Origin of the sequence: Paenibacillus sp. UMB7766-LJ446, from assembly GCF_030226665.1 — a bacterium.
GTDB classification, from domain to species: domain Bacteria; phylum Bacillota; class Bacilli; order Paenibacillales; family Paenibacillaceae; genus Paenibacillus; species Paenibacillus vandeheii.
Genome location: NZ_JASOYM010000001.1, coordinates 172875 through 194953 on the forward strand (window position 1 = coordinate 172875; position 22079 = coordinate 194953).

Below are 22079 nucleotides of genomic sequence, written 5' to 3' on the forward strand. Positions count from 1 at the left end.
ACTTTCCGCAGCAGCCATGATCCCCTCCCTGTTCAAACGGGGCAAAATCCACTACAATAAATAGCTGTCCGTACATGACAGTTTAGTGATAACTCTTTAGAATAGCGAGGCATTGCCAGTGAACATGACCACCACCAGCTTTTCTCAGAAAGTTAAGCAATTCCTGATTATATTTTTGCCCATCTTCACTACACAAATCGCCCTCTCTGCCATGTCGTTCTTCGATACCAATATGTCAGGCAAGTTCTCCCCTGCAGATCTCGCGGGTGTGGCTATTGGTACAAGTCTGTGGCTGCCGGTACAAACTGGACTGAGTGGTATACTGATCGGGATCACACCTGTCGTCTCCCACCTGCTTGGTTCAAAGCGCAATGACAAGATTGGTCATAGCGTCGTTCAAGGCTTGTATCTCGGCGTGGCGGTCGGATCCGTCGTCCTTGCTGCAGGTGTATTGCTGCTTAAACCTATCCTGAATGGAATGCCTTTGGAGCCTCGGGTTGGCCAGGTCGCTTTCTATTTCCTGTGTGCTTTGGCTTTTGGAGTCATCCCCCTGTTCGGCTACACGGTGTTGCGCAGCTTTATGGATGCACTCGGCCAGACGCGTATTACCATGATGATTACGCTGGTCTCATTGCCTGTAAACATCCTCCTCAACTATTTACTTATCTTCGGGCGCTGGGGCTTTCCCCAACTGGGAGGTGTCGGAGCAGGTGTGGCTACAGCAAGTACATATTGGCTCATCTTCCTTATCAGTCTATTTTTTGTACATCGGATAGAGCCATTTGCCCAATACGGCATCTTTCGGCAGATGCCCAAAGTCTCACTAGCCAAATGGAAAGAGCTGCTTAAGATTGGTGTTCCAATCGGATTTGCTACTTTTTTTGAAACCTCGATCTTTGCTGCAGTCACATTACTGATGAGCCGATTCGATACCATCACAATTGCTGCCCATCAGGCAGCCCTGAATTTCGCTTCTACGCTGTATATGCTGCCTGTGAGTATATGTATGGCTCTTACGATTCTTGTGGGCTACGAGGCGGGTGCAGGGCGTGTGAGAGATGCGAAGCAATACAGTCTGCTTGGCATCGGAGGTGCCATTGCACTATCTCTCCTCACCGCTGTAGTGCTGATTGTATTCGGGGTACAGATTGCAGGCGTGTACTCTAATGATCGCGAGGTCATTGCATTGACACAGCATTTCCTGATCTACGCCATCTTCTTTCAGATCTCTGATGCCATTGCCACCCCAACGCAGGGAGCGCTTCGGGGCTACAAGGACGTGAATCCTGCATTGATCATAACGTTTGTCGCGTATTGGATCATCGGTCTGCCTGTCGGTTACATCACGGCTACGTATACTTCCCTCGGCGCCTTTGGATACTGGGTTGGACTCATTGCCGGCCTCGCGGTTGGGGCAACGGCGCTTCTCTGGAGATTGTTCCTTGTGCAGAAGAAAGCCTCGGTACATATGGCGGAAAATAAATAAAAAAACAAAGAGCACAGCCCTCGGCAAGAAGGGACAGTGCTCTTTTGGTTATGGTTTGATTATTGGGACAAACGCTGTGCCAGCTCGTACGTTTCCATATCGAAGTCTTTTTTCGTATTAACCACTTTATCGATATCGGTCAGGGTCAGTTCTCCCTTGATAATACCGCATCCTTTGTCTGTTTCACCCGCAATCAGACTGCGTACGGCGAAATCTCCCAGACGACTGGCAAGGTTACGGTCAAACGGAGTTGGCGTACCACCACGCTGAATGTGACCCAATACGGTTACACGCGGCTCATATGTTGGACAGCGCTCCATCAGTTCTTTTGCTACATCCTCACCCTTGCCTACGCCTTCAGCAACGATAATGATACTGTGACGTTTACCATGTGCGAAGTTGGCTTTCATGCGGTCTGCCACTTCATCCATGTCAAACGGAACTTCAGGCACCAGAATCGTTTCTGCGCCCGATGCAAGGCCTGCATGCAATGCGATATCGCCACAGTGACGGCCCATAACTTCAACGATGGAAGAACGTTCATGTGAAGACATCGTATCGCGCAGTTTGTTAACTGCATCTACCACTACGCTAACTGCTGTATCGAATCCGATCGTGTGATCGGTGAAAGAAACGTCATTATCAATTGTTCCGGGAAGACCCATGGTGTTGATGCCCAGCTTGCTCAGTTTGTTGGCGCCATTGTATGAACCGTCTCCACCAATAACAACCAAGCCGTCAATGCCGCGTGCACGCAGAATGTCTGCGCCTTTTTGCTGACCTTCAGCGGTATAGAATTCCTTGCAGCGCGCCGATTGCAGAACCGTTCCCCCACGCTGGATGATATCCCCTACACTCCGCAAGTCCATCGGGAAAATATCGTTATTCAAAAGACCCTGGTAGCCACGTTGAACCCCGTACACTTCGAGACCGTGAAACAGTCCGCTGCGAACAACCGCACGAACAGCCGCGTTCATCCCCTGCGAATCACCACCGCTCGTTAAAACTGCGATTTTCTTTACTGCTGTCATGATGTTTCTTCCTCCTCTAGTTTCACTTCAGGCTCCCACCACAATACGCCTGACTTACATATGCTTACGAATCCAGCGGCTAAAGATAAAGAAAAACACTCTTGTCATCGGACTATTCTTCATCAAACGTTTGGAAACGACGCGAACTTCCTGTTGTTCGCTGACTTTGGGATCAGACAGGTAAATGGCAAGCAGTCCTTCGATAATCATCCGGTGGAACGAACTTCCCGGAATCTTCTCCACATCACTGCGGGCCATCTCCACAATAAAAGCAATTCGGTCCAGCATTGTCTCCACATTCTCATAATAATTGCAGAAGTTGAGATCTCCCCCGATACGATCTTCATCCTGATCGATTAAATAATCGAGCATAATATGCAATGCGCATACATGAGGAAAATAGGCAGTGTGGATCGAAGCCGCCTGCTCTTCTGTCAGCTGATCGTCACTCGCAGCCAGAAACAGCATGAACACGCCCAGCGTAGAGCCAGTAGCAGCGGCAAATTCGTTCCATCGGAACTGAGGTGTGCGGTGGCGATGCTCTGACCACCATTCCAGCAATGCCGTTTCTCTCAGTTCCGGCTTGATGTGCTTATATACCTGCAGGTCCGTGTATAGGCCTGCCAGATCCTGAATTTGAGGCTTGGCGGATGCATAGCCTGGCAGCTGACGGGTCAGCTCCTGACATGAGGTCACTAGATTCCTTAGGTAGCCACCGTCATCCTGCTCCTCGCGGAGCGCATAATAATTGACAGGTGTTGCTTCGGGATCTACCGCATCAAGCATAGATTGATGGAGAAGCCGAAAGTCATTCGGGTCCATCGATGTACTGCGATCACACAGATTGTCCAAATAATCACTAATAGTCTGATATGAAACGATCAGTGGAATCAGAATGTGCCTGTTTGGCAGATCAGGTAAAGCATATACGGTCCCGCCTTCACAGTGGAACTGCTTGTCCCTGAGACTGGCCAGTGCCTGATTGCGCAATTCCTCATTCGGAATCTTTTCTGCCTTGGCACGCCACCCATCCAATTCCTTCCGCGTTTCCGGAATGGTGTATTTGTACACCCCTCTCATCAATGCCAACGGTCCACGCGGATATTGATGACGATTTCGATTTGATTGGCTCAAAATAAATGTGCCTCCACTTGGTTGAATACGTATTAGAGCGATTTTTAACCAATCCTATTATAATATGATCCCCCTAATTGTACAAATGATCTCCCGCATAATCACGGCAAAAAATCACATCTACGAACGACTTGTTGCAAAATACCCCTTCCATTCACATTTACACGTCATTCTATTTTACCAAATCAACCTTAAACCTGGATGACTTCCATAATCCCTGTAAATAAATACAATCAATAATCATGTAAGACCTGGGGATATTAAATTCTGCAATGCAAATTACCCACTGGGAGGAATTCAAGTATGAATAAAGCAACCATTGTTTCTCTGTCTGCTTGCCTAATGCTGGCTGTATCCGGTGCTTCTGCATCTGCATCCGCTGCAACTGAACCGATGCACAAAATGGAGAAATCCATGCACAAAGCAGAGCACAAAGCGGAGCACAAAATGCACATGAAATCGCATAAAGGCAAAGAACACAAACTGCATCAAAAATCAGTCAACAAAGAGCATAAAATCCATGCAAAAAGCGTTACACCAAAAGCCCTTCCTAAAACAGGATATGGCGGCGTAAGCGAGTAAAAAGGGATAAGAGAAAAGGGAAAAGAAAACGATTTTTCTTTTCTCTTATTCTTTAATTTATTTATAAGGATGAGAAACGTATGAAATACAACACTTCATTCGCCGCTATTGTCATTTTCTTAATCATTGCATGCCTTATCTTATCTCCGGCAAATAACATGAAGGAACAGACCGCTTTCCAAACATCCGCTCCTAAAGATCAGACGAGTACTGATCCCGAGATAAAGACAAGGATTCCGCAATCCATAGTCATGAGTAAACCTGTTCGTTTGTGCATTCCATCGGTGCATTTGAGTACTTCAATCACTCCTATTCACTTGTCAGAGAATGGACAACTGCAAGTACCCAAGTCCAGTGAGATCGCTGGATTATATGTAGATGGAGTTTTGCCTGGAGAAAACGGAAATGCAATTGTTGCCGGTCATGTAGACAACTATACAGGTCCAGCCATATTTTACCCGCTTAAACATCTGAAACCGGGTACTTTTGTTTTTTTATTTGACCAGAACAACCACTATCTTAAATATGAGGTTTTGGAGGTCCAATCCTATTACACGCAGGAAGCACCTTTGGATAAAATATTCGGCGACACCGCTGAAAAACAGTTGAATCTGATCACATGTACAGGAACGTACGATCGCAAAAAAAAGGAGCACAATAAGCGCCTTGTCGTGTATACCCGATTGGTTGAATAACATTCAAGAGGAGATAACCATGCATAAGTGGATAACCGTACTCCTAATTAGCTGTTTGTTTATAACTGTGCCACACTTGAGGCCTGCCGAGGCTTCTTCCACTACATCACAACTTGAGATTGAGATTAGTCAAAATCTTGAATCTCTCTTTGCCCAAAGATCGAAGTACTTAGCCGGACAAACTAATAATATGGTTCGCTATTATGATATACAATCTCCCTTGAGCCGTCACGCTTACACGATGGAAATCAATCGTAAAACCTATCTTCATGCATGGAGCGAACATCGTAACATGAAGATTACCGATTGCCAGTCCAAAATCCATATCTCCAAAATTCGTGTCAGAGATAACACAGCGACGATTTCTTTGGGCCATTCGCAGCAAATCACATATGCCTATAAAGACCAATTATCTTCAACCCATTCGTTTGGACTGGGAACCTGGCATGCTGTCACACTGAAAAAAATAAATGATCAATGGATCGTCTCGAAGGAATGGTACCTCGATCCGCTGGAGGAGAACCCTCGACTAATTGCAGCAGGAATGCCTTCTTCACCCCCTCATCGTCCTGAACTAAAGGACGGCAAGAACTACAAACGAAAACAAGCGGTGGACTATGCAAATAAATACGCGGGGATCGCATGGAGAACAAACGACAAGGTCAAGTATAATTCCAAATATAAAAATTACAATAATTTAGGGGGCGACTGTACCAATTTTGCTTCCCAAGCTCTTGGAGATCAGAAAGAAGGCGGCGGGTTACCGATGATGGGAGCATGGAGATACCATTTTCCCAAGGGTGGTACCAAAACCTGGGTACAAACGGATGCATTCAAAGATTTCATTCTTTACTCCGGGTATGGGAAAAAAATCGCAACTGGATCCTTTTCGAAGCTGGTCGAAAAAACGGAGGCTCACCCGTACGGTTTGATAGGCGAGCTAGCAGCTGGCGATCTGATCGCTCATGTAATGAATCATGATGTAGACCATTTTTCTGTTGTTACCGGATTCGATCAGCGCGGCTATCCCCTCGTCAATTCCCACACCGCCGATCGATTTCAGGCACCGTTTGACTTGGGCTGGGATAACAAAACGTCGTATATCCTCATTCATATTCGAGACTGATCGCTTCATAACACACATACTTGCCTCCTTTTGCTCATATTAATGGTGGACAAGAAGTGTTTTGTGTTGGATGGAGTGAAATAGATGAACATGCCTCCCGGTCTCAAGCAGACGGGTATCCGTATCGGTGCTGTCTCTCTAGTCAAAGTAATGGGTCTCACTGGACGTATCATCCTTACCCGCATGGCGGGTCCTGAAGGTATAGGATTATTCCAAATCGCTTATTCCTATTTTGGTTTCATTCTTATGCTGATAACAGGGGGGCTTCCTACCTCCTTGGGAATGTACACAGCCAAGCAGCCTGCACTTGGCTGGTTCTGGTTCAAGCGATTATCCACCTTGCTGTCAATGATTGGCGCAACTTTCTGTTTACTTACACTCGCCTACGCTTCAACCATTTCCACATGGTTGGGTAATCCTGTTCTGGAGCCGTTTATACGCTCTTTGTCCATTGCGATATTCGTCGTACCTCTTTTAAGCCTGTTGCGGGGGTACTTACAAGGTCTTGAATATTACAGCGCCATTGCCGTATCGGAGGTAATAGAGCAAGCTGTTCGTATCGGGCTGATGCTGGGTATGACTTGGCTGTGGCTTCCTCAGGGTGTAATGTATGCGGTCGGGAGAAGTTTGATCGGAACAGCAATGGGCGGAATTGCCGCTTTTGTGATGCTGCTTCTTTTTTTGCGATATACCGGTCAAAAGAATGAAATACCTCCTTATGTTTCCACAGGGAGATCAGACGGCTTTTGGTTTATTAAGAGCTCCTTGGTCATTTCCGTCACACGGCTACTTATTCCCTTCTCCGATATGCTAGATGCGGTCATTATCCCCTTAAGACTGCAAATCGCAGGCTACACCTCCGCACAAGCAACTGCAATGTACGGTCTGCTTATGGGTATGGCCATGCTGGTTGTATATATGCCAACGATTGTAACCGCGGCCATATCACATACCCTGACCATGAAGCTCGCTCTCTCCTGGCAGGAGCTTCGTTATGATTATTTTGCAAAGAAAAGCAGGCAAACGATGGAGATCGTCTGGATTTGGGGGATCACCTCCAGCTCTTTTTTGTGGATTTTCAACCGCGAGCTGGCACAGCTCTTATTCCATTCCGGACAAACTGCTGAGCTGATTCGTTGGTTAAGCATCATTCCCCTGCTGGTTGGACTTCGTGAGGTATCCACCAGTATATTGTGGGCACAGGATAACAAAAAAATCAGTCTGATCGCAACGGCTATCGGTATTACTGCAGCTACCCTCTCCCACTACTTCCTGATCCCTCTAAATGGAGTTCATCTTAAAGGTGGAGTGGCGGGTGTCATAATTATGGAATTTATCATCATGTCTGGAAATCTGATCGGATTAAGAAATTTGTTGAAAGGCATTCGCATCAGCAGTCTGACTGTACATTTCATGGTCGTGATAGTAATTTCAGCGTTAGTGGCTTGGTTGAGGGAGTGGACCACCCTGCCTGTATACTGGGGAGATTACGCGATTCTTCCAAGCATTTTTCTATTTTTCCTGCTAAACGGAAGCTATCTGTTGATCCACTATCGCCTGAGAAGCTGAAACCGTCCCTTTTGGCAAACACATACATAAACCCAGACCGAATGTCTCGTTCTAAAAGCAAACAACTGAATCCCATCTATTTACATCACATCCCTACAAGACTATAATGTCTTTAATCTTTTAAAGTATCGGAATATTATTGACCCGCTGGCATTCCATAGCTGGCGGGCATCTCTTTTCTGTAAGCCTTATCTAAATACTAGGCATATTTCATCCATCAAAGGAGTCGTTGACATGATGTCAAATGAACCACTTTCGTGGAGACGGTTATTTGCATTTTTTGTGCCGCTGGGCATATCCGCGTCTCTCGTTACCATTTCTCACGTGATCATTAACAGCACACTCGCACGTTCCGCTCATCCCGAGACGGTCATTGCCAGCTACGCCATCGCCGGTAGCCTGCTGACCCTCACCGAGCGCCCCTCAACCCTGCTGCGTCAGACCTGTTCGGCGCTGGTAAGGGATCGCCTTTCCTTTCAGGCCCTCACGTTTGTGACCAAAATATTTCTCGCTTGTGTACTTCTGATCGGATTCCTCATCGCATATTCGCCCATTGGTACAGGTGTATTCAAATATCTGTTTGGCGTAAGCCCGGATCTGTTATCCAAAGTAATCGACGTTTATGAGATTCTCATGTATGTCAGCATCTTTTCGGTCATCCGTAACATCTACCAGGGCATCATTATTACGAATAACCGTACAAAATGGCTGACGATCGGCATGTTATTCCGTCTTGCTGGCATGTACGGCCTGTCCTTGTATTTCATATATACAGACAGTATTGACAGCGGTCGTGTAGGCGCTATCATTTTTGCTGCTGGCATGATGATTGAGGCTTTGGTCAGTTTTCTCGAAGGAAACAGCATCAAGCGCAAGATGCCAGCCAAGCTGGAGGATCATCCCGTTGAAAACAAGGGCGACGTCTTTCGCTTCTACAAGCCGCTGTTATTATCCAGTTTCGTAGCTTTGTTTATCGGACCCGTCATTAATATCGTACTTGGCAAAACGACCGGGATCGCCCTGGCCATTTCTTCCTTTGCCGTTGCGAGCAGCCTGATGCAGCTGATGCTAAGTTTTTTTACATACATCCACCAGATCGTGCTGAATTTCTATCTTGTTGATGCCAAACTTGTGAAGAAGTTCGCACTCGTCACCGGATTCGTTCCTTTTGCGATGACCGTCTCCATTGCCTACACCCCACTTGGACCGTGGGTATTGGAAAATGTAATGAGTGTACAGGGTAATCTGCTACAGCAAAGTTTGTGGACGCTGCGAGCGTTTGTACTGTTTCCGCTGATTTCACCTTTTCTCGACTTCAGCAATGGTTTGATTCTGCTGCGCGGACAGACCAAAACGATGTTTCGCTCCCAGACGGCCAATGCCATATGTACGGTTATCGTCCTGCTCATTCTGGTCAGCATATTCCCGGCGTGGAACGGTATGATCGGTGCAGTGGCTCAATCCCTCGGTCTGCTTGCCGAGCTTGTCATTGTCTGGCTGGTCATCCGACGTACGCAAAAGGAACCTACGATGTCTGTTCCGTCATCCGGGAAATCTTCTTCCCTCAAAGGATAATAAAATTGAACTGTATTCAAGAATGGAGCCTTTCATCATGAAATCAAGTCATACCGCCCGGCCAGATCAAACCTGGCTGCGGGCACTCATGTTCACCATCTTCGGTTCCACCGTACTGGTGGTATCGTATTTTCAGCTTTATTTCAGCCATCTGGGATTCAGTCGAGCTGAGATTGGTTACCTGTACGGAATTGGTCCTCTCATCTCCGTATTCTCCAACATGTTCTGGAGCATGGCCAGTGACCGCTACAAAACCGTACGTAAAGTGATGATCATCTTGCTTGCCGGGCAGCTGATCACAGGTATCATGCTCGCCAATGCCACAACCTTTGGTGAGGTATTTGTACTGGTGACCCTGTTTTACTTTTTCTACTATCCCGTATATCCGCTTTCCGATACGATGGCAATTACAACCGCAAGCAAATATGGCCGGAATTTTACTTCCATTCGTGTTTTTGGCTCGATCGGATATGCATTCTTTGCGTTAAGCATCGGATACTTTCTCGGCTCTTTCGGGCCGGGATGGACGATGTGGGTATGTATTGCGCTGGCAGCCACTACCCTCCTGATCGGTTTTGGATTAAAAGATCAGCCTTCGGGCAGCAGCACTAAAATGGATCTCTCCGGACTATGGTCCATCTTGAAGCGAAGGGATGTTCTTACCTTTTTCGGCTGCGTTTTTCTGCTCGCTCTGGGTCACCGGATGAATGAAGCTTTTCTTACCATTACGCTAAAAGATTTAGGTGCCAGTGAAGGACTGATCGGCTGGTCACTGTTGATCTCTTCCGTAAGCGAGATTCCGGTGTTTCTGCTGTTAAGCAGATACGGCAATCGCTACAAGGAACTTCCCTTGCTCACGATCGCTGCGCTGATGTATACCATTCGTTTATTTCTGATGTCCATCTCGGATACACCAGCGGCAGTTGTTGCCATCCAAACGATGCACAGCGTGACCTTTGGCATCTTTTACGTGACTGGGGTCCGTTATATTACCCGCCTTGTTCCGGATGATTATCGGGCGACTGGCATGGCCTTGTTTACGATTGTATGGTCCAGTGCTTCCGGTCTGCTCAGCGGAACACTGGGTGGATTGCTGCTGGAGCATACCGGCAGAAACACTTTCTATCTCACGGCGATGGCATTCTCCCTGGCCGCACTTATTGGATTTTCCATGAAGCTTTGGTCAAGCATGACTAGCCGCGCATAGGCAATAATGAAAATTTCCCTTATGGAACTCAACATATCAAAAAAAGCACAGCCTCCCAGGGGGGACTGTGCTTGGGTTCTTATATTCAGCTAGAAGCCAATCATTTATAAGAAATCCGTTTAACCGGAAATATTCTTACAATTTGTTTACGTTAGCTGCTTGAGGACCACGGTTTCCATCAGTGATTTCGAATTCTACCGCTTGACCTTCTTCCAATGTTTTAAAGCCGTCGCCTTGGATTGCGGAGAAATGTACGAATACGTCCTCGCCGCCTTCAACTGAAATAAAGCCATAGCCTTTTTCTGCGTTAAACCATTTAACTGTACCTTTCAAATGAACAACCTCCTAAAAATATCGCCATCTATGGCGAATACCCTTATTATACTGTAGGACCTTCTACATTGCAATTTATCTTTTCCATAAAAGTCGAAAAAATTTGCTTTGAATCCAAGGGTACGGTATCATTTTACCAAAACCGTTAGTTTGGAGACTACCTATGATAAAAAAACATGAAATATACAAAACAGACAAGTGGAATATGATGACCGTAGAAGTTCAAGGCAAATATCTGGTGCTTCGTGAAATATCGGAAGAGTGGGGCGAAGAATGCCATACATTCCTCAGCCGACCTGCGTTGATGCACTGGGCTGAACGCCGCTTCCCGAAAGAAGATTTCGAGAACCGCGAGGACGAATGGCGTCAACTGATGGCTGCCTTCAAAGGGGTCTAGCCCATGCAGCTTGACTCAAGCAATGTTGTCATCTTTATTATTCTTGCTTTTTCCCTGGGAATTGTGCTGATTCTGGGACGCAACTCCATCCCGGATCGTCTAAGACGGGGCATGGCTCTGATTGCTACCCTGCTGATTTGTTTCGCATTTTTCCTGATCGTTTACTTCTTGGTCAACATGGGAGCCTAGCTTCTTCAAATATTTCAATGCCCCTCAGGTCATACTATACGGGATTATTCGTATAGTGAGGAGGAAGGCCGTTGAAATACCGCAAATCGCTGTTTATTCTGCTGGTACTTAGTCTGATTCCTTCGTCTCTCTCCGCACAAGCGAGTGGGACGAAGGCAGCTTCGTCTATATATTCATCACTTCATCAAAGGAGGATTCCCATGAGTCAACTATTGAAACGTTCCGAGGTACCTACTGAACAAACCTGGAAACTGGAAGATCTATTTGCCGATCAGAAAGCTTGGGATCAGGAATATGAAGAAGTATCGTCTTTGACTAAGAAAGCCTCCGAATTTCAGGGCAAACTGAACAAACCTGAGGCACTCAAAAACTGTTTTGAACTCGAAGATGAGATCAGTCTCAAAACCGAACGTCTCTTTGTATATGCCCGGATGCATCAAGATGAAGACACAGCTAACCCTACATATCAAAACCTCTCCCAAAAAGCACAGAAGTTAAGCGTGCAGGTTGGTGAGGCACTATCTTATGTTACACCCGAAATCTTGTCCCTTCCGGATGATCAATTGGATGCCCTCATCTCCAACGAGAAACTCTCTGCCTATAAGTTCACATTGGAAGAGATGAAACGTGAAAAGGCTCATGTACTGAGCCAGGCTGAGGAAGCACTTCTTGCACAGGTGGGCAACCTGTCCCAGGCACCACAGACCATCTTTAGCATGTTGAACAATGCCGATCTTAAGTTCCCGAAAATCAAGGATGAGCATGGAAAAGAAGTGGAACTCACCCACGGCAGCTATATTCAGTTCTTGGAAAATCCGAATCGGGAAGTTCGCGAGCGCGCCTTCAAAGCGGTGTATGAAACCTATGCCAAACAAAAGAACACGATTGCAGCAGCACTGAACGCCAACGTAACCAAAAACATGTTTTATGCCGATGTTCGGAAATATCCTTCCGTCATGGATATGTCCCTCTACGGCGACAACATTCCGAAGGATGTCTATACCAATCTTGTGGATACGATTCACGAAAGCCTTCCGTTGTTACACCGTTACATGGACCTGCGCAAAAAATTGCTCGGCGTAGATAAGCTGCATATGTATGACCTTTTCGCTCCACTGGTGGATGAATACAAAATGGATATTACCTACGAGGAAGCAAAACAAACGGTTAAAGATGGCTTGAAGCCGCTTGGTAAGGACTATGCAGACGCATTGCAGGCCGGCTATGATGACCGCTGGATTGATGTATACGAAAATGAGAATAAACGTTCAGGCGCCTACAGTTGGGGAGCCTACGGTACTCACCCTTACGTGTTGTTGAATCACAAAGATAATCTGAATAGCATGTTTACACTGGCACATGAAATGGGTCACGCTCTGCATTCCCACTATTCGGACACTACGCTTCCGTATCGGGATGCACAGTACACCATTTTCCTGGCTGAAGTTGCATCCACAACGAATGAAGCCTTGCTGATGGATTATTTACTTAATAAATCGACCGATCCAAAGGAAAAGCTTTACTTGCTGACGTACTATGCAGATCAGTTCCGTACCACTGTATTCCGTCAAACCATGTTTGCAGAATTCGAAAAAATTATTCACGAGCGCGCTGAACAGGGTGAGGCTCTCACACCTCAGCTGCTTTCCGAAATCTATTATGACCTTAATGTCAAATACCATGGAGACAGCATGGTTGTGGACAAAGAGATTGAAATGGAATGGGCGCGTATTCCCCACTTCTATAACAGCTTCTATGTGTACAAATATGCGACCGGCTTCTCAGCAGCGACCAGTTTCTCCAAGCAAATTCTGGAAGAGGGTCAACCTGCTGTGGACCGTTATCTTGGATTCCTCAAGAGCGGTGGCAGTGACTATTCCATCAACATCCTGAAAAAAGCTGGGGTGGATATGTCTACGCCAGAACCGATTCGTGAAGCTATGAGCGTGTTTAAGGAACTGATTGAGCAAATGGAACAACTAACCAAATAAGGTTGCTTTCTCGTCCATGTGACCTGTATCCCTTGCCCATTGGGGCAAGGGATTTTATAATCAAGCAAGATGCAAGACTCATGAATTAGGGTAATTGCGTACATAGTCCTGAATTGTTCAACAAGGAGGCACCACCATGAAAATGCAATGGGCGCTCATCGCAGGTCTCGTTTTTGCACTGCTTACCGGAATTTTTGCGGTCATTAATGTGGATTCCGTACAAGTCAACCTGCTATTTAACACGGTTCAAATCCCGCTGATTCTGCTCATTCTTGGCTGTACCCTAATCGGTGGAATCATTGTAGGGTCTTATGGCATCTTCCGCCAATATCGACTGCAACGCGAGAACAAGCAATTGAAGTTGCGTGTATCCGAATTGGAGAGCTCCGCAGCAAGCAGCTCTTCCTCCTCTCTGGACTCGTTTAAAACGATGGATACCTTCGGAACGAACGATTCGGACAACGCTTCTGCGGAGTCCGATTCCATTCAGAGCCAACGAAAAGGAAATCCTTCGGGTAAGCTGTAACACATCACATCAGAGGCAGCCTGCTGGCCATCAAGAATGGGATTGTACATTCTGCCAGACAGGCTGTATTCTGTTTGAAGAACAACTTTCTGCATATTCATTAACGAGGAGGAAATTCCCATATGAGTTTTACTATTGACGAATCCTATGTTCTGTCTTTTCTGAAAAAATTACTGGATACTCCCAGCCCGAGCGGCTATACCCACGATATTATCGAGATGATCCGCAAGGAAGCGGAATCACTCGATGTCGCTTTTGAATTGAACAACAAGGGCGGAGCTGTGCTCACTTTACCCGGGCAAGATTCTTCCAGAACGATTGGACTGAGTGCACATGTGGATACATTGGGAGCGATGGTGCGTTCCATCACTTCATACGGTACACTAAAGCTCACCTCGGTCGGCGGATTTACCATGAACAGTATTGAGAACGAGTATTGCACCATTCACACACGCGAAGGGAAGATCTATACGGGTACCATTCTCTCGCTTCACCCTTCTGTACACGTCTATCCAGATGCACGTACGTTTGAGCGAAGCGAGAGCCATATGGAAGTGCGTATTGATGAAGTGGTCTCCTCCAAGGAAGATGTTTTGGCACTGGGTATCTCTGTGGGAGACTTTATTTCCTTCGATGCTCGTGCGGTCATCACGCCAAGCGGATATATTAAATCACGTCACCTTGATGATAAAGCCAGCGTAGCTGCCTTGTTTGGTATCCTGGAATCAGCACATCGCGAAAACTGGAAACCACTACATAACGTTTCGCTGCTCATTTCGAACTATGAAGAAGTTGGACACGGCGCATCTTATATTCCTGCAGAAATCAGCGAATTGATTGCTGTAGATATGGGCGCAATGGGCGACGACCTTAGCTGTAAGGAGACGGATGTATCTATCTGTGCCAAAGATTCGTCCGGCCCATATGATTATGACATGACGACCCGTTTGATCGAATTAGCCAAGCAGGCGAACCTTGACTATGTGGTCGATATTTATCCTCACTACGGCTCCGATGGCAGCGCTGCATTACGGGGAGGAAATAACATCCGCGCTGCGTTGATTGGTCCGGGAGTTCATGCTTCCCATTCCATGGAGCGTACGCATAAAGACGCCGTCCTGAATACAGCGAGACTGCTCGCCGCATATATTACGACCAAGTAAATTGAATTATGTACGGGTGGTAAACAGGACATCGTTTAAATGAATGCTCAGAGTCGTGATGTCGATCTTGTCAGGCACGACAACTTGATCATCTATGATCCCCTTTATCATGTAAAAGGACACGTAAGCGATGCCGTTTAGGCGCGCTGAACGTGTCCTTCTTCTTTGGCATGTCTAATCCGCTTGTTCAACATGCTCGCGATATCTGCGTTCCAGAACCTCCAGCTTCTCCCTGTGCTCCCGAATCTCACTGTTCAGCAGAAGCAACGTGCTCCGCACCGCACGTAGTCCATCCTTCACCTGGGTTTCAGCATTGCGGATTTTGTCCTGTACCATCCAGTCCACAAAGAGATTGTCGAAGAAATAGTCTGCAAATGAAAGCAGGCCTCCAAGATGTAATTCCGTGTTTACGGCCATCCTCACATCCTCCAGCTCCTTCTGAAAACGGCGAAGACGTCTTCCGGCATCCATAATGGCATCCTGGGCATCATCCATTCGACTGCGCTTGATATGGGTGGAGATTACACCACCACCCATCATGTCATATACTCCCCAATTTCCCGCAGAGGACAACGCCTTTTCAGCACGTTCAAGTGCAAGGAGCAGATACTGCCCCTCTCTGTCCGCCTCATTCAGCTCCTGAAGCTCACCTGAGAGGTGTTCCCGATCCTCAGCCATTTGCTGCAATTCTGCATCTTTCTCCAGCAGATCGTTTTCCTTCTGGCCCCATAACACCTTGTAATCACTCTGCCAAAATTGATATTCCCGCTGTCTGTCCAGCTCCTGCTGCACTTGCGAGCGTTGCTCCTGGATATCCGTTAACATCTGGCAAGCCGTATCATACGCTGCCTTACTTTCCATCAACTCTAATTCTTCTTTCTCCAGTCGATCCTCTTTTTTGCCAATTAAATGATAAAAAAATGCAGATAACGTCATGCTGTTCAACCGATCCACATCGTTTTGTTCCTTCTGCAGGTGTTCCAGACGCTGCTGTACTTTCGTCTTCCACTCTGCTTCCTCCTGATTCAGCTTTTCCAGCCGATCATTCCATTTCTCATACATTCTTCCCTTTTCCTTGAGGACTGCCAATTGTTCATTCAGATCTCTGGACATGGATGTGGTGTTCTCCCCCTTCTATGGAATTCTTTATTTAATTAACGGTTTGAATATGGCTAACGTTTCATATAAATTCATTTACAGTCCAAAAAAATCGCCCTCCCTTCAAAGGCGACTGCAAGTCACTTTTTTGAAGAGAGGACGATTCATTAAAATATAGCTTTGGAATATGCTTAAGATTTGCTGTTTTCAATCTGTTCTGCAAGCTCATTCAGGACCGTCCATCGTTCCATCAGTTCATCCAGATGACGCTCCGCCTCAGCCTGCTCTGCCATCAACTCCTGCAGCCGGGCTGAATCGCTGAATGATTCTTCCATCTCTTTATTAATACGGGCGAGATTAACTTCAGCTTTCTCAATATTCTCATCGATCTGGTCATATTCACGCTGTTCTTTGAAGCTGAACTTCAGCCTAGGTTTAACCGCCGAGGCAGCAGATTTACTTTCCTCCGTTGCCGGTTTCACTTTAGCTGCTGTTCCCGTCGTACTTGCCTGAGAAGATGCAGGAGCATTTTTCAGCATCCATTCCGCATACTCACTGTAGTCCCCAACATGCACGCGTACAACACCGCCACCTTCAAAAGACAGCACTTTATCCACTGTCCGATCCAGAAAGTACCGGTCATGGGATACGACAAATACAACCCCCGGGAAATCATCCAGGTAATCTTCAAGTACAGCGAGTGTCTGAATATCCAAGTCGTTCGTCGGCTCATCCAGCAGCAGGACATTCGGTGCAGCCATCAGCACACGCAGCAGGTACAGACGACGCTTTTCTCCACCCGACAAACGGGAGATAGGTGTCCACTGTGATGCAGGAGTGAACAGGAAACGTTCCAGCATCTGAGCTGCTGTAATGATAGATCCATCAGCCGTTTTTACATTCTCGGCCACTTCCTTGATGTACTCAATCACCCGAAGAGATTCATTCATCTCCTGATGCTCCTGTGTGAAGTAGCCCAAATTAACTGTAGGGCCTACAACAACCTCCCCGGCATCAGGTTCCAGCTTGCCGGAGATCATTTGCAGCAAGGTTGATTTACCGCTACCATTCGGGCCCACGATGCCTACCCGGTCACCAGGCACCGCAATATAACTCAGATCGTCAATCAATTTGCGGCCATCTGCCGATTTGGACAGATGCTCGATCTCCAGTATTTTTTTACCCAAACGAGTGGAGCCCACGGATACTTCCAATGAGCCTGACCGATTAGGTCCTTGTTGATCCTTCAACTGTTCGAAGCGGTCAATTCTCGCTTTTTGTTTCGTGGTTCTGGCCTTCGCACCACGACGAATCCAGGCAAGCTCCGTCCGCAGCAGGTTTTGCCGCTTCTGTTCCGAGGCCGATTCACGCTCTTCGCGCTCTGCCTTCAGTTCCAGGAAGCGGGTATAGTTGGCCTCATACCGGAATAAACGTCCATGATCCAGTTCCAGCATTACATTCGCTACACGATCCAGGAAATAACGATCATGCGTGATCATAAGCAGTGCCCCGCGCCGTTTTTGCAAATACTGCTCCAGCCAAACTACAGAATCATTATCAATATGGTTGGTAGGCTCATCCAGAATGAGCAATTCACAGGGATGAATCAGCGCAGAGGCAAGCGCTACCCGTTTGCGTTGTCCACCAGACAATGTGCCCATCAGCGCATCGAATTGACGAATTCCCAGTTTGGACAGAATGCTCTTCGCTTCACTTTCCATCTGCCAGACCTGAAGCTGCTCCATCTGCTGGTTCAAGCGCAACAAACGCTCTTGCAGTGCCGGATCAGAAGGATTAAGCTCCAGCAGCTCCATCGTTTCCGTATACTCACGTACCGTTTTCATCTCCGGGCTGTCGCCCTCAAATACTTGTTGCAGTACCGTATTATCCGGGTTAAACTGTGGATTCTGTGCAAGGAACTGTATACGCACGTCGTTCCCCATTGAGATCTGCCCTTCATCTGCAGGCTCCATGCCTGCAATGACACGCAAAAATGTGGACTTCCCGGTTCCATTGACACCAACAACACCAATCTTGTCCTGGTCGCCCATACCAAATGAGGCGTCTTTAAACAAAATTTTCTCGCCATAACTTTTTGCAACTTGCTCTACCGTCATTATGTTCATTGCACGTTACCTACTTCTCTGTAAATTAATATTCAATATCTAATAGCCATCCCGTACACTCTCTTTATACTTGCAAAAAAGAACGACATCCATCCAGAAACAGAGCTGCTGCAAAGGCAATTCGTTTGTTCAGATGTTCCTCGTTAAACTCCGGATTGAGCATGATGTCCATCTTTAGCCGATCGAGAATCCCGATATAAGCTTCAGCGAGCAGAGCAGGCTCAGGTACGCCAGCATTCTCTAATACCTCACGGACCATGCTCATATATTCATTCATAAAAGCCTTCATAAATTTCATCAGGTCCGGATCATTATTGGGTGCCATAAAAAACAGCTTGGTATGATTGCGACGCTCATAATAATACGTAAGATGAGTCTTGGCGATCGCACCAAGCTTATCCCCAGTACCCTGATGTAAGTTCAACGCCTGATCAAGGCGACTGATAAAGCCGTTGCAGTCCCGCTTGGATACGGCAATAAATAATTGTTCCTTGTTTTTGAAATATAAATAAATGGTGCCTTTCGCGATGCCCGCTTCGTCCGCAATATCGGACATTTTCGTCTCATAGAATCCTTTTGAACCGAAAATACCGTAAGCTGCATCCAGAATTGCCTCCGATTTGTCTCCCTGCACAGTGCTCAAATGCACTCCCTCCCTACAACGCCAAAATGATACCCAAAGCGATCGCCAAACCTCCGCCGATCACCGAGCTGAGCACGTTCACGAAATCATTACTCATCCAGGACCAGCCACGCGCTCGAACCGTTTTGTGTCCACAATGTTCATTTACCTCGACCTCCCGGCCGCACACGGTACAACGATACATATACTGAACCGTTGCGCCCAGATAGGAATCAGCAAAAGCTCCTGCCAATCCACCTACAAGGCCGACAAACGTCCAGCTGAGCAAACTCAAGCCTTCAATCCCGGCAATCCAGGAAAAGAAGAACGCCCCCGCGCCGATCAAAGCTCCGCCTATGGCAGCAGCGAGTGTGCCAAGTAATGAAACACCTCCAGAGGTACCTGGGGTCAGCACCTTCCACGTCACGACAGAGCGTGGCGGCTTACGGCTAAGACTTCCCCACTCGGTTGCCCATGTATCTGAAGTAACGGTAGCCATGACACCAATAAAAGCATACATCCAGGCCGGGTGTGGAAGGATCCAGTTCCCCAGAACCAGAAACATGCCAATTCCACCATTAGCCATGACTTGCCCCGCGTCACGATTGCCTGTCTTGGCATACGATTTCTCAAGCTCCTGTTTGCGATCCTTGCGAAATTTGGAGAACAGCGTTGAGGTAATGAAAAACAACAGCAGTGTTCCAAACCAGAACAGGTTGCCCGCTCCATAATATATCGTACCCATCATCACAGCCGCAAGGCAGCCGGACAGGGTTAGCGACTTCTTCGCGTAGGCAGCACCCGCCACAACAAAAGCGCATACGGCGCCAATAATCCAGTCCATAAGTTCTCCTGCATGTGGCAACATATATGGCCCACATGACGTTTTATATTTTTGAAATTCAATTATACCACGGTTTGATGCCAATGCCGAAACTGCCTATGCCAGTATACAAAAAACCTGATTCGGCAACTTTGAAAGCTACCAAACCAGGTGTACTAATACTGCGATAAAACGGATATGCGTGATCCTAGTTCCAGTCGCACCCCCGAGAAACCCAACCTGTCAAATGTGAATTTAAATCACTTTTCGCTATCCTCTTATCTATCACATTTGGATTAACTTATCTGGTTTTAAGTTTCACTTCAGCTTTCCCGGTTACACTATCATCAGAACGTTACATCAAGACCAGCTACGATTCAACTCGTACTTAACTATTGAAATGAGGATGACACACATGAACATGAAGCGTGTAATGATTGTAGGAACAATGGTTGTCACTATGTCCTTCGCCGGAACAGCCTGGGGCAGATCAGCTATATCCCCTATCCCCTTGGCGAAATGGTCCATTGTTAATATAGATACCAAAGACGAGAGCAGAGATGAATTGCTAAGCGCTCTGAATCTAAAGTCAGAAGATGATTTGGTTCAGGATCTGTACGCAGGTAAATCGCTGAGAATGATTGCAGATGAAAATGATGGTGACTTCGATGAGGTTATCGTATTGCAAATAAGGCAGCTTAAGGAGCAATTAGATCAACGACTCGTAAGTGGAAGTATCAGCTCGGAGCAACACGCTGTGCAAAGCGGTGAACTTGAAGAGTTGGTAACGGAGAGTGCCAATACCGCCTACAACTTGGCGTAAATGAAAAGCCCCTTAGGCTAAGGCAGAGAATGAGGGCATGACAAAAAAGGAGCGTCGAGACGCCCCTCACCTATTTCATATTCACTCTAAGTAGGCAGAATCTATGATGTACGGTGCTTACTGAATTACTGCTGAAATCGTGCATTTGCCCAAGGACTCGCCGTCCCAGGCCAGTTCAAGCACATCTCCTGCTGCCGTTGGTCCAACACCTTCTGGTGTGCCTGTAAAGATGACATCTCCAGGCCCCAAGCCGTAATGATGGCCTACATAATCCACAATATCCTGAAGGCCGAAGATCATGTTACGAATATTGCCCCGTTGGACTTCGGCACCGTTCTTGGTAAGTGTAAAGTCTTTCTCAAGAAGTGCCTGAGCGCCCGGAAATGCCTGGAATGCTGTAACCGGAGCGGAGTTCTTGAACCCTTTGGCCGCTGTCCACGGATGCCCCTTTTTCTTAATAACCGTCTGTACGTCACGTAACGTAAAATCAATGCCAAACGCATACGCATCAATCAATTCATCCACAGCCATACCCGGCTCAAAGTCCCGGCCAATATGAACGACAAGTTCAGCCTCATAATGTACTTCACCCTTTGTAGCAGGCAATTGAAGCGTATCACCATTCAAAGGCACGACCGCATGGGAAGGCTTCATAAAGATCATCGGTTCATCCGGAACCGCGTTGCCCAATTCTTCTGCATGAAGTTTATAATTTCGTCCTACACAGTATACATTGCGAATGTTTGTCAGCATGGATTTACGACCACCTTTATCGGATTCATTAGCGTAGTTGGAGCATGTTCATCTTTTTATTACGGTCTGAAGAATCGGCTGCTCGTTTCCTGAAAAGCCTGTTCCCATACATCAGGTCGGTTCGTACATAACATTAGATCCGAGTCAATTGCCGCGAGCCGCTTCATGATAGTTTTGTCATCCACCGTCCATGCCATCACCTGAATACCCTCATTACGCATTTCCCGCATCAGCGATTTGTCTACATTTGTGTACCCGATCGAAAGAAAACTACAATTCATTTGTCGCAGCACTGCTGCCAGATCACCTGGCCGTGCATCAATAATCAACCCTGTTTTGAATTCCGGGGCCAGTTTCTTAACTTCAACCAGAGCCGTAGGTTCAAACGAAGTGATGACCACGTCATGCTGCATATGTCTCTTCCTTACCTCATGAATAACCGCTGCCGGCAGACCAGGATACATGTTTCCTTGCGTTTTCAGTTCGATATTCAAGCGAACTTTGCCACAGCAACGATCCAGCACTTCAGTAAGAGCGGGAACCCGTTCCCCTTTATAGGCTTTTCCTTTCCATGATCCCGCATCCAGCTGTTGTATATCTGACCAGTCCGTCTCTCGAACGAGTCCTTTACCGTTAGTCGTCCGATTCAACGTAAAGTCATGAATAACGACCGGAACACCATCACGCGACAACTGTACATCCAGCTCCATCCACTGAACTTCAGGTTGTTCCATGGCAAGCAGAAATGCAGCCATCGTATTTTCCGGTGCAGTGAACGAAAATCCACGGTGTGCAACACAAAGGTTGTTCATTCCATCCCTCCTCCAAAA

At 46.9% G+C, this 22079-nt stretch carries 22 protein-coding genes; 13 read left to right on the plus strand and 9 right to left on the minus strand.

Annotation, left to right across the window (positions count from 1 at the left end; translation table 11 throughout):
• Positions 1–124: 124 nt before the first annotated feature.
• Positions 125–1486, plus strand: a complete 1362-nt coding sequence (locus tag QP794_RS00685; RefSeq protein ID WP_285075178.1) for an MATE family efflux transporter — start codon at positions 125–127, stop codon at positions 1484–1486.
• A 59-nt stretch (positions 1487–1545) separates the two neighbouring features.
• Here the strand turns inward: QP794_RS00685 and pfkA are convergent, their stop codons facing one another.
• Positions 1546–2517, minus strand: a complete 972-nt coding sequence (gene pfkA / locus QP794_RS00690; protein ID WP_169478620.1) for a 6-phosphofructokinase — start codon at positions 2515–2517, stop codon at positions 1546–1548.
• 54 nt (positions 2518–2571) lie between these two features.
• Complete coding sequence (locus tag QP794_RS00695; protein WP_285074502.1) at positions 2572–3651, minus strand: tetraprenyl-beta-curcumene synthase family protein; 1080 nt, start codon at positions 3649–3651, stop codon at positions 2572–2574.
• Between the two features lie 303 nt (positions 3652–3954).
• Between QP794_RS00695 and QP794_RS00700 the strand changes: the two genes are divergently transcribed.
• The 6 genes from QP794_RS00700 to QP794_RS00725 all read left to right on the plus strand — a co-directional run bounded on the left by QP794_RS00700 (position 3955) and on the right by QP794_RS00725 (position 10405).
• On the plus strand, positions 3955–4233 hold the full coding sequence (locus QP794_RS00700; protein ID WP_024629231.1) for a hypothetical protein: 279 nt from the start codon (positions 3955–3957) through the stop codon (positions 4231–4233).
• A gap of 80 nt (positions 4234–4313) precedes the next feature.
• Complete coding sequence (locus QP794_RS00705; protein WP_285074503.1) at positions 4314–4928, plus strand: class F sortase; 615 nt, start codon at positions 4314–4316, stop codon at positions 4926–4928.
• Positions 4929–4947: 19 nt separating this feature from the next.
• The gene (locus tag QP794_RS00710; protein WP_285074504.1) at positions 4948–6054 is read left to right on the plus strand and encodes an amidase domain-containing protein; all 1107 of its coding nucleotides are present in this window, start codon (positions 4948–4950) and stop codon (positions 6052–6054) included.
• Positions 6055–6138: 84 nt separating this feature from the next.
• Positions 6139–7623 (plus strand): oligosaccharide flippase family protein, encoded by a 1485-nt coding sequence (locus QP794_RS00715; RefSeq protein WP_285074505.1) that lies wholly within the window; start codon positions 6139–6141, stop codon positions 7621–7623.
• A gap of 234 nt (positions 7624–7857) precedes the next feature.
• Positions 7858–9198: a hypothetical protein gene (locus tag QP794_RS00720; protein WP_024629227.1), complete on the plus strand. Its 1341-nt coding sequence runs from the start codon at positions 7858–7860 to the stop codon at positions 9196–9198.
• Positions 9199–9235: 37 nt separating this feature from the next.
• Entirely contained in the window at positions 9236–10405 is a 1170-nt protein-coding gene (locus tag QP794_RS00725) for an MFS transporter (RefSeq protein WP_285074506.1), read from the plus strand.
• 135 nt (positions 10406–10540) lie between these two features.
• Here QP794_RS00725 and QP794_RS00730 read toward each other — a convergent pair whose 3' ends face one another.
• Positions 10541–10738 (minus strand): cold shock domain-containing protein, encoded by a 198-nt coding sequence (locus QP794_RS00730; RefSeq protein ID WP_017689394.1) that lies wholly within the window; start codon positions 10736–10738, stop codon positions 10541–10543.
• 163 nt (positions 10739–10901) lie between these two features.
• Between QP794_RS00730 and QP794_RS00735 the strand changes: the two genes are divergently transcribed.
• The 5 genes from QP794_RS00735 (at position 10902) to QP794_RS00755 (ending at position 15004) form a co-directional block, all read left to right on the plus strand.
• On the plus strand, positions 10902–11135 hold the full coding sequence (locus QP794_RS00735) for a hypothetical protein (protein ID WP_024629225.1): 234 nt from the start codon (positions 10902–10904) through the stop codon (positions 11133–11135).
• Between the two features lie 3 nt (positions 11136–11138).
• Positions 11139–11324 carry a hypothetical protein gene (locus QP794_RS00740; protein ID WP_024629224.1) on the plus strand — a complete coding sequence of 62 codons (186 nt, stop codon included), beginning with the start codon at positions 11139–11141 and terminating at the stop codon, positions 11322–11324.
• Between the two features lie 200 nt (positions 11325–11524).
• Positions 11525–13315: an oligoendopeptidase F gene (gene pepF, locus QP794_RS00745; RefSeq protein ID WP_285075179.1), complete on the plus strand. Its 1791-nt coding sequence runs from the start codon at positions 11525–11527 to the stop codon at positions 13313–13315.
• Between the two features lie 136 nt (positions 13316–13451).
• On the plus strand, positions 13452–13841 hold the full coding sequence (locus QP794_RS00750; RefSeq protein WP_024629222.1) for a LapA family protein: 390 nt from the start codon (positions 13452–13454) through the stop codon (positions 13839–13841).
• 122 nt (positions 13842–13963) lie between these two features.
• Positions 13964–15004 carry a M42 family metallopeptidase gene (locus QP794_RS00755; RefSeq protein ID WP_285074507.1) on the plus strand — a complete coding sequence of 347 codons (1041 nt, stop codon included), beginning with the start codon at positions 13964–13966 and terminating at the stop codon, positions 15002–15004.
• A 174-nt stretch (positions 15005–15178) separates the two neighbouring features.
• Here QP794_RS00755 and QP794_RS00760 read toward each other — a convergent pair whose 3' ends face one another.
• The 4 genes from QP794_RS00760 to QP794_RS00775 all read right to left on the minus strand — a co-directional run bounded on the left by QP794_RS00760 (position 15179) and on the right by QP794_RS00775 (position 19694).
• Positions 15179–16117, minus strand: a complete 939-nt coding sequence (locus tag QP794_RS00760) for a hypothetical protein (RefSeq protein ID WP_285074508.1) — start codon at positions 16115–16117, stop codon at positions 15179–15181.
• A 176-nt stretch (positions 16118–16293) separates the two neighbouring features.
• Positions 16294–18228: an ABC-F family ATP-binding cassette domain-containing protein gene (locus QP794_RS00765; protein ID WP_285074509.1), complete on the minus strand. Its 1935-nt coding sequence runs from the start codon at positions 18226–18228 to the stop codon at positions 16294–16296.
• 64 nt (positions 18229–18292) lie between these two features.
• Positions 18293–18871, minus strand: coding sequence for a TetR/AcrR family transcriptional regulator (locus QP794_RS00770; RefSeq protein WP_285074510.1), 579 nt, complete (start codon positions 18869–18871; stop codon positions 18293–18295).
• A gap of 13 nt (positions 18872–18884) precedes the next feature.
• Positions 18885–19694, minus strand: coding sequence for a DUF92 domain-containing protein (locus QP794_RS00775; protein ID WP_285074511.1), 810 nt, complete (start codon positions 19692–19694; stop codon positions 18885–18887).
• Positions 19695–20088: 394 nt separating this feature from the next.
• Here QP794_RS00775 and QP794_RS00780 point away from each other — a divergent pair, with 394 nt between their 5' ends.
• The gene (locus QP794_RS00780; protein WP_285074512.1) at positions 20089–20496 is read left to right on the plus strand and encodes a hypothetical protein; all 408 of its coding nucleotides are present in this window, start codon (positions 20089–20091) and stop codon (positions 20494–20496) included.
• 117 nt (positions 20497–20613) lie between these two features.
• Here the strand turns inward: QP794_RS00780 and QP794_RS00785 are convergent, their stop codons facing one another.
• Positions 20614–21249, minus strand: coding sequence for a fumarylacetoacetate hydrolase family protein (locus tag QP794_RS00785; protein ID WP_285074513.1), 636 nt, complete (start codon positions 21247–21249; stop codon positions 20614–20616).
• A gap of 59 nt (positions 21250–21308) precedes the next feature.
• Positions 21309–22061, minus strand: coding sequence for a glycerophosphodiester phosphodiesterase (locus QP794_RS00790; RefSeq protein WP_079345646.1), 753 nt, complete (start codon positions 22059–22061; stop codon positions 21309–21311).
• Between the last annotated feature and the right edge of the window lie 18 nt (positions 22062–22079).